We start from the raw sequence: 10,932 nt of genomic DNA on the forward strand, positions 1-10,932 counted from the left end.
AATGAAAGTTTACAGGCTACAAAAAAAACAAAATCTTCCAATCTCTATCGATACTGCTTGGGCATTTTTATCAGACCCAAGAAACCTTAAAACCATTACTCCAGAGTATATGGGCTTTCATATTCTTTCTGGAGCTGATCGAGCTATGTATGCTGGACAAATTATTCAGTACATTGTCACTCCTGTTTTAGGTATAAAAACCAAATGGATCACCGAAATAACACACAGCTCAGACAAACACTATTTTGTTGATGAGCAACGATTTGGACCTTATGCATTTTGGCATCATAAGCATTTTGTGAAAGCGATAGATGGCGGTGTTGAAATGGAAGATATTATCGATTATAAAGTACCCTTCGGAATTATTGGTCAGCTTGTGCATCCAATTATAGTGAAACCAAAATTGGAAGAGATTTTCAATTATCGGACGAAGAAACTGGAAGAATTATTTGGCACTTATAACGGTAAAAATTAATGAAAAAACCCATAAACATATTCTGGTTTAGACGTGATTTACGTTTAGATGACAACGTTGGGTTTTATGAAGCTCTAAAAAGCGACCATCCTGTTTTACCGATTTTTATATTTGATTCTGAAATCTTAGATGAGCTTCCCATAAATGATGCTCGAGTAACATTTATCTATGAGACGCTACAAAAAATGCGTACCAAGCTTCAGGAGAATTACGATAGTAGTATTGCGATGTTTCATGGCAAACCTATGGATATTTATAAAAAATTGTCAAACGCGTATGAGATACATTCCGTTTATACCAATCACGATTATGAACCTTATGCCTCCGAACGTGACAATAACATAAAAGAGGTTTTAGCAAAACACAATATCACATTCAACACCTATAAAGACCAAGTTATTTTTGAAAAGGATGAAGTTGTCAAAAAAGATGGCAATCCGTATATGGTTTATACACCTTACATGAGAGTTTGGAAAGCTCTATTCAGGTTACAAGGTATAGAGACTTACGATTCAATATCAAATTTTAAAAACCTCATAAAAGATAGTCAGTTACCCAATTTAAATTTATCTGAAATTGGCTTCGAAATATCTAATCAGAAAATTGCAGATTACAGCGTTACACCTAGTCTTATTAAGCAATATGAAGACACGAGAAACTTTCCAGCTCAAGATTCTACATCTAGGTTAGGTCCTCACCTGCGGTTTGGCACTGTTAGTGTCCGTAAAATGGTAAAAAAAGCCATTGCAGAAGAGAATGAGATTTTTTGGCAAGAATTAATTTGGAGGGAGTTCTTCATGCAAATTCTATGGCATTTTCCTCATACTGTAAAAGCGTCATTTAAATCTAAGTATGATAGAATCGAATGGCGAAATAACGAAGCTGAATTTAAGCTTTGGTGCGAAGGAAAAACCGGTTATCCTCTGGTAGATGCAGGTATGCGACAACTCAACGAAACTGGATTTATGCATAACAGAGTTCGAATGTTGGTAGGCAGTTTCCTCTGCAAACATTTACTGATAGATTGGCGTTGGGGCGAAGCTTATTTTGCCGAAAAATTGCACGACTACGATATGTCGAGCAATATTGGGAATTGGCAATGGGTTGCTGGTTCTGGTGTTGATGCCGCACCTTACTTTAGAATTTTTAATCCGACATCGCAGATTCAAAAATTTGACAAAAACCATGAGTATCTTAAAAAGTGGGTTCCCGATTATCAAGAACTGACTTATCCTCTCCCAATGGTCGACCATAAAATGGCTCGAGAACGCTGCTTAAAAATTTACAAAGAAGCGGTTAGCTAACCTAAGAATAACCTTATTTTGAAAGGTTCATCTAATATTTTTAATTAATCTTAAAGATTAATCCTAAACATAAAAAAGCCTCGAATCATCGAGGCTTTTTATTCTATTTATAACGAAGATACTAATTACCTTCCACTCTTGTAATCTTAGCTCCTATTGCTCTTAAACGCTCGTCAATGTTTTCGTAACCTCTATCGATTTGCTCTATATTATGAATCGTTGATGTCCCTTTTGCAGATAAAGCAGCAATTAATAACGAGACACCAGCTCTAATATCTGGAGATGTCATCGTTGTTGCTTTTAAGGTTGATTTAAAATCATAACCAATAACAGTTGCTCTATGTGGATCACAAAGAATAATCTTTGCTCCCATATCAATCAATTTATCTACGAAAAACAAACGACTTTCAAACATCTTTTGATGTACAACCGCTTCTCCTCTAGCCTGTGTTAATACTGTTAGTATAATACTTAATAAATCTGGGGTAAATCCTGGCCAAGGCGCATCTGAAACCGTTAGAATAGAACCATCAATATAGTTTTGCACTTCGTAACCGTTTGTATGTGCTGGTATATGAATATCATCACCTTGACGCTCTACAGTAATTCCTATTTTTCTAAACACATTAGGAATTTGACCTAAATCATCCCAACTGACATTAGTAATTGTCAGCTCACTTTTTGTCATTGCAGCTAGACCAATCCAACTTCCAATTTCAATCATATCAGGAAGCATTCTGTGTTCTGTCCCGCCTAATTCATCAACACCTTCAATAATTAGCATATTAGAACCAATACCACTTATCTTCGCTCCCATTCTATTGAGCATCTTACAAAGTTGTTGCAAATAAGGTTCACAGGCTGCGTTGTATATGGTTGTTGTCCCTTCAGCCAAAACGGCTGCCATTACAATATTTGCAGTTCCTGTTACCGAAGCTTCATCAAGAAGCATGTATGTTCCTTTTAACTTATCGGCTTCTACACCATAAAACAGATCTTCTTTATTGTATCTAAATTTTGCGCCTAGACTAATAAAACCTTCGAAGTGCGTATCTAAACGACGACGACCAATCTTGTCGCCTCCTGGTTTTGGAATATATCCTTTTCCGAAGCGTCCTAATAAAGGACCAACAATCATGATTGAACCTCTTAAGCCTTTTCCATCTTCTTTAAACTCGGCAGATTCCAAATATTCCAAGTTGACATCATCAGCTTTAAATGTATAAGACCCTTTACTTAGCTTATTGATTTTAACCCCTAACTTTTTAAGTAACGCGATGAGTTTATTGACATCAATAATATCTGGTATGTTGTCAATTTTAATTTCTTCGGCAGTTAAGAGTACTGCACATAAGATTTGTAATGCTTCGTTTTTTGCGCCTTGAGGTTGGATTTTCCCTTTTAGTTGGTGACCTCCTTCAATAATAAATGTGGACATGAATTGCTATTAGTAACGTTTTCTATTTCGATTAGAACTGCTGCTTTTTTTGTGATGCGTTTTCTTGGTATTCGTAGTAGAGTATTTCTTTTTACTTCGCATCAAACTTGTAGAATCAGACAAATCTTCTTTACTTTCTTTTAAGTCTATTTTCCCATCTGACAATTCATACAAATGATTAAAAATCACATAATCTTCAACGGTGTCTTTATTCCAGTTAAGGAAACACTTTTTCATGTGGTTAGCAATCGTGTAAGTTAAAGCCTCTTTTAGTTCGCCATCTTCCCACGTATTAGCCACATCGATCATGGTTTTAATATTGTTTCCATAGAAACGATATTTAGGAAAGTTTTGAGGGTATTTTAAAGGATCTGGCTTTTCATTTAACTCTTCTTTCGAAGTCGTTGGATATGGAGAATCTACATCTAATTCAAAATCTGCTATAATAAAAAGCTGATCCCAAAGTTTATGCTGAAAATCTGGCACATCTCTTAAATGCGGTTGCATATTACCCATCACATTAATGATAGATTTTGCAACTTTATTGCGTTCTTCTTTTGTTGGTAATTTCTTAGCGTAATTAACCATCTTTTGTAGATGTCTTCCATATTCAGGAATAATCAATTGTTCACGCTCTGTGTTGTATTCTATATCGTCAATCAAAATATAAATTTGTGTAGTATTTGTATATCATGCATGAAGTACTTCTGCATATGGATGCAAAATACAAAAAAATAGTTATAGAGACTGCTTTTTATAAAGAAATAACACCTTCAACTTTCTCGGCAACTTCTTTGTATTTGTCAGTAACAGCATCAGGATCTTTCATCTGCAAATTCACCGAAACACTTGTATAGGTCCCTTTACCAGATTCTTTAGTTGTTATTACTGCACCAAGATTATCAAATAAGTCTTCAATCTGCTTGATTTTATTTGCATCTGTTGGGACAATAAATTTATATAAATATTCTGAAGGCCAGCTTGCAGTTTCGTGCAACTGGACTCTTAATTTTTTATAAAATTCTTCTGATTTTTTCTCTGGACTCATAACTTTTTGTCTTCGGATGCAAAGATACATTTTACTTTGCATTTTGCTTTGTATAATTTATAGCATTTTAAGATTGAAATGAGACACGACTAAATTGAATTATTTTTCAAAAGAATGAAAGCCATGAAACAAAGAATAGCCTGGGTTACGGGTTGTTTTTCTGTAAAAATCACATCTTAAAAGTAACGATTTGCGCGAGTTATTTCACTCTTACGATGGTATTCGTTAATTTTACAACCAAAACCTTGCCAAATTGAATACTAAAAAAATTGTAATTACTGGTGGACCTGGAACTGGGAAAACCTCAATAATAAATGAATTAAAAAACAATGACTTTTATTGTTTTGATGAAGTTATAAGAACAATGACTTTATCAGCAAAGAAAGAAGGAGATTCTTCGACTCATATCTCCAACCCTATTGCATTTGTAAATGACCCGATGGCATTCAATATTAATTTAATTAATGCAAGAATGGATCAATTTACAATGGCAAAAACTTTAAAAAAAGAAATGTATTTTTTTGATCGTGGGATCCCAGATGTGTTGGCATATATGGCTTTTTTCAATCAAGTATATGATGATTTTTTTAAAAATGCATGTTTAAATCATCAATATGATGTTGTGTTTTTGCTACCTCCTTGGGAAGCTATTTATCAATCGGATAATGAAAGGTTTGAGACTTTTGAAGAAGCACTTCAAATTCACAACCACTTAAAAGGTATCTATGAAAGTTTTAACTATCAAATTATTGAAGTTCCCTTTGGAACTGTAAAAGAGCGTACAAATTTTATTTTAAATAATATATAAACCTAGTGCCACATCCAATAAACATATTAGAACAGTATTGGAATCACACAGAGTTTAGACCACTTCAGGAAGAGATTATCAATTCGGTTTTAGACAACAACGACACCTTTGTTTTGTTGCCTACAGGTGGCGGAAAATCTGTCTGCTTTCAAATTCCAGCACTTATAAAAGAGGGGATTTGTATCGTTGTTTCTCCCTTAGTTGCTCTAATGAAAGACCAAGTTAATAGTCTGAAAGAAAAAGGCATCAAGGCGATGGCTATTACGAGCGGAATTAAATACTCCGAACTCGACACTTTACTCGATAATTGTATCTACGGAAATTATAAATTCTTGTACCTCTCACCCGAACGTTTACAACAAGATATTGTGAGGCAACGTATTGAACAAATGAACGTGAATCTTATCGCAGTAGATGAAGCACATTGTATTAGTCAGTGGGGAAATGATTTTAGGCCAGCTTATAAAAACATTACTATTCTTAGACAATTGCAACCAAGCGTAAATGTGATAGCACTCACAGCAACGGCAAAACCTAAGGTCATTGAAGAAACGATAAAGGAGTTAGATTTCATAGCTCCTAAAATATTTAAAGCATCATTTACGAGACCAAATATTTCATATCAAGTGCTTTATAGTGAAGACAAGCTCTACGACTTAGAACAACAACTCAAACAATACCCAGGATCCTCAATAATATATGTGAGAAGCCGAAAAATGAGTGTCGAAATTCATAATATCTTAGAAAAAAGAGGTTTTAGTTCTACATTTTTTCATGGCGGAATTCCAACAAAAGACAAACAAGATCGTCTGTACCAGTGGATGAACAACCAAAAAGATATTATGGTCGCTACAACTGCTTTTGGTATGGGAATTGATAAACCAGATGTAAAAACAGTTATCCATATTAATTTACCAGAAAGTATAGAAAGCTACTATCAAGAAGCTGGCCGTGCTGGACGAAATAACGAAAACGCTTATGCTTTTTTACTAACGAACAAATCTGATGAACAGGTTTTAAAAAATCAGTTTATAAACAGTCTGCCATCTATTGATGACATAAAACTAGTATATAGAAAGCTCTGCAACTACTTTCAAATATCCTATGGCGAAGGGGAATTAACAACACATCGATTTAGTTTTAGTGATTTTTGTAGTGCCTATGATTTTAAAGGTTCAAAAACATTTAATACGTTTCAAATATTGGACAGAACTAGTGTGATTAAATTATCACAGCAGTTTAATTATAAAACCAAACTGCAGTTTATTGTGAGCAATAATGCTCTATTTTCTTATCTAGAAACCCACTCAAAATACAATACTATTGTAAAGACAATTTTAAGAACTTATGGCGGAATTTTCGAGCATCAATTAGCGATTAATTTATCTTTAATTTCAAAAAAGACTTCAACAGATGAAAGGCAGGTGATTGCAGTATTACAGCAGTTGCAGAAAGATGAGATTGTAGATTTTCTGTTTTCGAATACCGATTCTGAAGTTATTTTTCTTCAACCAAGAGAAGATGATAAAACGATCAATAGAATTGCAAATATTGTTGAAAAGCAGCAAGAATTAAAACGCTTTCAGGTGAATGCGGTTTTAGACTATATCAATAATGATTCGGTTTGCAAGAACAGACAGATATTAGACTATTTTGGTGAAACTTCTGAAGACAATTGTGGTAAATGCTCTGTGTGTTTATCCGTGGATCTTTCCGAAGCACACATCTCACAGAAAACCATTCAAGAACATATTATTTTAGCTTTAGAACGTCAACCTTTAAATTCTAGACAAATAGTAGAACAATTACCATTTCAGAAAGAAAGTATATTACAGGTTTTGAAACTATTGCTTGAGCATAACATCATTACAATGACATCGGCCAATACCTATAAAATAAAACACACATGAAGAGAGACACATTGAGAATAGTATTTATGGGCACTCCAGATTTTGCTGTTGCCACATTAAAAACACTTATAGATAATGATTATACGGTTGTAGGTGTGATTACTGCTCCAGACAAACCTGCTGGTCGTGGCAGAAAGCTTAACGAATCGGCTGTAAAAAAATACGCCGTAGAACAAGGGTTGACTATTTTACAACCCACAAATCTTAAAAATGAAGATTTTGTAAACGAGTTGAAAGGGCTTGAAGCTAATCTTCAAATCGTCGTAGCATTTAGAATGTTACCTGAAGTGGTTTGGGGCATGCCAAAATATGGCACTTTCAATTTACATGCGTCGCTCCTACCTAATTATAGAGGAGCAGCACCAATACATTGGGCTATTATTAATGGTGAAACCAAAACGGGAGTGACCACATTTTTTATTGATGAAAAAATTGACACAGGCGCTATGATTCTTCAGGAAGACGTGGCTATATCAGGTGATGAAACTGTGGGCTCGTTGCACGATAAGCTCATGAATATTGGTAGTGCTTTGGTTTTAAAAACGGTAGACTTAATTCAACAAGACACTGTTGAGACTACAATTCAACCTAAAACCATAGATTTAAAAACGGCCTATAAGCTTAATAAGGACAATTGCAAGATTGATTGGAGTTTAGATTTGAATACCATATATAATAAGATCCGTGGCTTAAATCCGTTTCCTGCGGCTTGGTGTCACCTTATTAATGGTGATGAAGACTTAAATGTCAAAATTTTTAAAGTCGGAAAAGAGAAAGACACCCATAATTTTGAAAATGGCATACTATTAGTGACAAAAAACGAATTAAAAGTTGCAGTAACAGATGGTTACCTACATATAGAAGAATTACAGCTTCCGGGAAAGCGCAAAATGGATGTCAAATCATTGCTAAATGGTTATGATTTTCATAAAAACTCAAAAATGCTCTAGAACCCTTATATACATTGATATTTAAAAAATATCCGATGAAAGACATTCCTTTATTAACAAATATTCGAAGTTATTAACAAATACTTGCATTTCCCTTGCTATTACTTGCGTAGGTGGATTTTACGTATAATTTTGTAGACGGATTAACAATAACGTTTAACCCAACTATTTTTTTAACAATTTAAAATATAATTTTTATGAACAAAACAGATTTAATCAATGGAATGGCAGAAAACGCTGGAATTACTAAAGCAGCTGCTAAGAAAGCATTAGATTCATTATTAGTTGACATCGAAGGATCTTTACAAAAAGGAAACAGAGTTTCTTTAGTAGGATTTGGTTCTTGGTCAGTTTCAAGAAGATCTGCAAGAGAAGGAAGAAACCCACAAACTGGTAAAACAATACAGATCAAAGCTAAAAACGTAGTAAAGTTTAAAGCTGGTTCTGATTTAAGTAGTGCTGTAAACTAGTATTTCTTTAAATAGATTACGAAAAGCTCACTTTATAGTGGGCTTTTTTGTTTTCAAAACCTTAGTAATTCTATGAATTTGTTGGTTTTTAATAAAATATGTTTTAGATTAGTTACGTAATTCATTCTTATATGATTATTGCGAAGCCCAAAAAAGGACATCTTTTAATTGCCGAACCATCGATTATTGGCGACTTATCATTTAATAGGTCTGTTATTCTATTAGCAGATTATAATGATCAGGGCTCTATTGGCTTTATCTTAAATAAACCTTTAGAGTATACCCTTAACGATCTTATTCCGGAAACAGAAGCCCCATTTAAAGTTTTTAATGGTGGTCCAGTAGAACAAGACAATTTGTATTTTATTCATCAGGTACCAGATTTAATTCCTGATAGTATTGAAATTTCTCATGGTGTGTTTTGGGGAGGAAACTTTGAAAGTGTTCTCGATCTTCTGAAAAGTGAAAAGCTAACAGCATCTGATATTCGGTTTTTTCTAGGATATTCTGGTTGGGATGCCCAACAATTAGAAAATGAATTAGAATCTCAAGCTTGGATTATATCTGAAAACGTCTACAAAAATGAATTAATGGAAAAATGCTGTGATTCATTCTGGAAAGAAAAGATGGTAGAGCTTGGAGGCGATTATTCTTTATGGTCTAATGCTCCTGAAAATCCTAGTTACAACTAAGCTAGTCTCATCTTCGTATTTAAACGTTTTAATAGGTCTTCGGCAATTTTAGTTGCAAATTCCTTTTTGCGATATTTTAATATCGGCTGAACACCTACAATCACATTAGTCATAAATAATTCGTCTGCTTTTTGAAGTTCAAAAGGAGAAATTGAAGATTCTTCTAGGACATAATCTCCAGAATTTAAAATCACATCAATCATTTGTTTTCTCATAATTCCGTTTAGGCAACCATCACCTATAGGAGGTGTTTTTATGGTTTCACCATTAATTAAGAACAAATTCCCGTTCAATGCTTCAACAACATTTTTATTGGTATTTAAAAGCAAGCAATTATCAAAATCATTTTCTTCTGCATATATACTACCTAAAACATTGATGGCCTTATTATTTGTTTTTAAAGTAGATAACAAGCCAGGCGCTACAAAATAATCCTTGAATAAATCGACGGTATACGATTCTTGGCTTGAGATGGCATAAAAATCGTTATTCAATAACTCAGCATTAATACTAAAACTCACCACTTTGTCTTTCGGAAGGTATTTACCACCATCGCCTCTATCGACATCGAACCTTACTCTAGCTGATGATTTTGCTAATCCGTTGACATTAATCGTTTTTATAATTTCAGATTCAAGAAATTCCATAGTAAAATCCATAGGAATTTCCATACGCATGATACGCATAGATGCCATTAGCCTAAAATAGTGATCTTCCCAAAATAGAATTTTACCGTGTACCACTTTTAAAGTTTCAAAAAGGGCATCACCATATTTGTAACCTCTATTTTGGTTCGTTATAAAACTTGAATCCTCTACTAATTTGCCATTAAAATTGATCATAAAAAAAAGTCTCGATTATCCTTTTAATTAAAGGGTCGAGACAAATATAAAACTAATATGATTTACAATTTCTAAGCAGAACCTAAAACTTGCTTTAAACTTGAAATTTGATTATCCCAAAGCATTTTCACTTCTTCTACTTCGTCGTTTTCAGCAAAATCGGTTACGATTATTGAAACATCTTTCGTTATTTCATCGACTTGAATTCTTATTTCAAAAAAATAAGATTCCCCTTCCTCTTCATCTGTTAACCATCTAAACTTAATTCGCTCACCACTTTTTTTACTTAGTAGTTTTGCGGTTTCTTCACTACCATCCCAAATAAAAGTAAATAATTCTCCTCTAGAGTTTACGTTATCTGCAAACCACTCAGACATACCCGAAGGTGTTGATATATATTGATATAAAAGTTGAGGTGAAGCATGTATTACAAACTCCATTTCTATTTTTACTTTGTCTTCCATAGTCATCTTATTATGACGCTCAATATATACAATAATTGTTGAGTTTAGGACTAAAATGACGAAAAAAATAAATTGTATATTTTATGTTTGTACAGACAAATTTTGTTTTTATATTTGCACCCTTATAAATGGCGAGGTAGCTCAGTTGGTTAGAGCGTTGGATTCATAACCCAGAGGTCACGGGATCGTGCCCCGTTCTCGCTACAACAGTAAAAGTCTTATACGAAAGTATAAGGCTTTTTTTTTATCCTAAAGGCTAATGCCTGCTTTAAAGCATAGTCGTGTAGAAAAGAGAAACAAATCGGCCTTAATCTTCATGTCATTTGTCTTTTAGTTATGGTCTCAATGATGATTATTGAACTTAGCGTTCTTCAGAACCTATTTTTGCCAACCAAGAAAACTGACAACTAAAGAAATTCATCTATCTTCGCAGTAGTATCAGGAACGCCATTTAGCGTACCAACCGAGCACAAAAGCTACGGTGGTTTAGTATACGGACAGTCCAGTCAAAATAAATGATTACCACACTGT

12 protein-coding genes, 1 tRNA gene and 1 riboswitch are annotated in these 10,932 nt (G+C 33.9%); of the genes, 8 read left to right on the plus strand and 5 right to left on the minus strand.

Going from position 1 to position 10,932, the window contains the following annotated elements; genetic code table 11:
- Position 1 precedes the first annotated feature (1 nt).
- Together V7719_RS18085 and V7719_RS18090 are read left to right on the plus strand one after the other, a co-directional pair.
- Positions 2 to 475 (plus strand): SRPBCC family protein, encoded by a 474-nt coding sequence (locus V7719_RS18085; RefSeq protein ID WP_335731356.1) that lies wholly within the window; start codon positions 2 to 4, stop codon positions 473 to 475.
- On the plus strand, positions 475 to 1,779 hold the full coding sequence (locus V7719_RS18090; protein ID WP_335731357.1) for a cryptochrome/photolyase family protein: 1,305 nt from the start codon (positions 475 to 477) through the stop codon (positions 1,777 to 1,779). The genes V7719_RS18085 and V7719_RS18090 overlap by 1 nt, the downstream gene beginning before the upstream one ends.
- Positions 1,780 to 1,900: 121 nt before the next feature.
- Here V7719_RS18090 and murA read toward each other — a convergent pair whose 3' ends face one another.
- The 3 genes from murA to V7719_RS18105 all read right to left on the minus strand — a co-directional run bounded on the left by murA (position 1,901) and on the right by V7719_RS18105 (position 4,265).
- Positions 1,901 to 3,217, minus strand: coding sequence for a UDP-N-acetylglucosamine 1-carboxyvinyltransferase (gene murA / locus V7719_RS18095; RefSeq protein WP_335731358.1), 1,317 nt, complete (start codon positions 3,215 to 3,217; stop codon positions 1,901 to 1,903).
- 9 nt (positions 3,218 to 3,226) lie between these two features.
- Positions 3,227 to 3,880, minus strand: coding sequence for a DUF4290 domain-containing protein (locus tag V7719_RS18100; RefSeq protein ID WP_335731359.1), 654 nt, complete (start codon positions 3,878 to 3,880; stop codon positions 3,227 to 3,229).
- Between the two features lie 91 nt (positions 3,881 to 3,971).
- Complete coding sequence (locus tag V7719_RS18105) at positions 3,972 to 4,265, minus strand: DUF493 family protein (protein ID WP_335731360.1); 294 nt, start codon at positions 4,263 to 4,265, stop codon at positions 3,972 to 3,974.
- A 253-nt stretch (positions 4,266 to 4,518) separates the two neighbouring features.
- Between V7719_RS18105 and V7719_RS18110 the strand changes: the two genes are divergently transcribed.
- The 5 genes from V7719_RS18110 to V7719_RS18130 all read left to right on the plus strand — a co-directional run bounded on the left by V7719_RS18110 (position 4,519) and on the right by V7719_RS18130 (position 9,095).
- Complete coding sequence (locus V7719_RS18110; RefSeq protein WP_335731361.1) at positions 4,519 to 5,073, plus strand: ATP-binding protein; 555 nt, start codon at positions 4,519 to 4,521, stop codon at positions 5,071 to 5,073.
- A gap of 5 nt (positions 5,074 to 5,078) precedes the next feature.
- Positions 5,079 to 6,983 (plus strand): RecQ family ATP-dependent DNA helicase, encoded by a 1,905-nt coding sequence (locus V7719_RS18115; RefSeq protein ID WP_335731362.1) that lies wholly within the window; start codon positions 5,079 to 5,081, stop codon positions 6,981 to 6,983.
- Positions 6,980 to 7,933, plus strand: a complete 954-nt coding sequence (fmt, locus tag V7719_RS18120; RefSeq protein ID WP_335731363.1) for a methionyl-tRNA formyltransferase — start codon at positions 6,980 to 6,982, stop codon at positions 7,931 to 7,933. Before V7719_RS18115 ends, fmt begins: the two co-directional genes overlap by 4 nt.
- 197 nt (positions 7,934 to 8,130) lie before the next feature.
- Positions 8,131 to 8,403, plus strand: a complete 273-nt coding sequence (locus V7719_RS18125) for an HU family DNA-binding protein (protein ID WP_321222433.1) — start codon at positions 8,131 to 8,133, stop codon at positions 8,401 to 8,403.
- Positions 8,404 to 8,534: 131 nt separating this feature from the next.
- On the plus strand, positions 8,535 to 9,095 hold the full coding sequence (locus V7719_RS18130; protein ID WP_335731364.1) for a YqgE/AlgH family protein: 561 nt from the start codon (positions 8,535 to 8,537) through the stop codon (positions 9,093 to 9,095).
- Here V7719_RS18130 and V7719_RS18135 read toward each other — a convergent pair.
- Together V7719_RS18135 and V7719_RS18140 are read right to left on the minus strand one after the other, a co-directional pair.
- Positions 9,092 to 9,937 carry an aminotransferase class IV gene (locus tag V7719_RS18135; protein ID WP_335731365.1) on the minus strand — a complete coding sequence of 282 codons (846 nt, stop codon included), beginning with the start codon at positions 9,935 to 9,937 and terminating at the stop codon, positions 9,092 to 9,094. The genes V7719_RS18130 and V7719_RS18135 overlap by 4 nt on opposite strands.
- 71 nt (positions 9,938 to 10,008) lie before the next feature.
- Positions 10,009 to 10,401 (minus strand): START-like domain-containing protein, encoded by a 393-nt coding sequence (locus tag V7719_RS18140; RefSeq protein WP_335731366.1) that lies wholly within the window; start codon positions 10,399 to 10,401, stop codon positions 10,009 to 10,011.
- Positions 10,402 to 10,531: 130 nt separating this feature from the next.
- Between V7719_RS18140 and V7719_RS18145 the strand changes: the two genes are divergently transcribed.
- Positions 10,532 to 10,605 (plus strand) — tRNA-Met (locus tag V7719_RS18145).
- A 226-nt stretch (positions 10,606 to 10,831) separates the two neighbouring features.
- A riboswitch (SAM-I-IV-variant riboswitch) is annotated at positions 10,832 to 10,925 on the plus strand.
- Positions 10,926 to 10,932: the final 7 nt, after the last annotated feature.

Origin of the sequence: Psychroserpens sp. (assembly GCF_036960315.1) — a bacterium.
GTDB lineage: Bacteria > Bacteroidota > Bacteroidia > Flavobacteriales > Flavobacteriaceae > Psychroserpens.

Coding starts and splice junctions, on each gene's coding strand:
- V7719_RS18085 (WP_335731356.1), top strand. CDS start 2: ATGAAAGTTTACAGGCTACAAAAAAAACAAAATCTTCCAATCTCTATC.
- V7719_RS18090 (WP_335731357.1), top strand. CDS start 475: ATGAAAAAACCCATAAACATATTCTGGTTTAGACGTGATTTACGTTTA.
- murA (WP_335731358.1), bottom strand. CDS start 3,217: ATGTCCACATTTATTATTGAAGGAGGTCACCAACTAAAAGGGAAAATC.
- V7719_RS18105 (WP_335731360.1), bottom strand. CDS start 4,265: ATGAGTCCAGAGAAAAAATCAGAAGAATTTTATAAAAAATTAAGAGTC.
- fmt (WP_335731363.1), top strand. CDS start 6,980: ATGAAGAGAGACACATTGAGAATAGTATTTATGGGCACTCCAGATTTT.
- V7719_RS18125 (WP_321222433.1), top strand. CDS start 8,131: ATGAACAAAACAGATTTAATCAATGGAATGGCAGAAAACGCTGGAATT.
- V7719_RS18130 (WP_335731364.1), top strand. CDS start 8,535: ATGATTATTGCGAAGCCCAAAAAAGGACATCTTTTAATTGCCGAACCA.
- V7719_RS18135 (WP_335731365.1), bottom strand. CDS start 9,937: ATGATCAATTTTAATGGCAAATTAGTAGAGGATTCAAGTTTTATAACG.
- V7719_RS18140 (WP_335731366.1), bottom strand. CDS start 10,401: ATGGAAGACAAAGTAAAAATAGAAATGGAGTTTGTAATACATGCTTCA.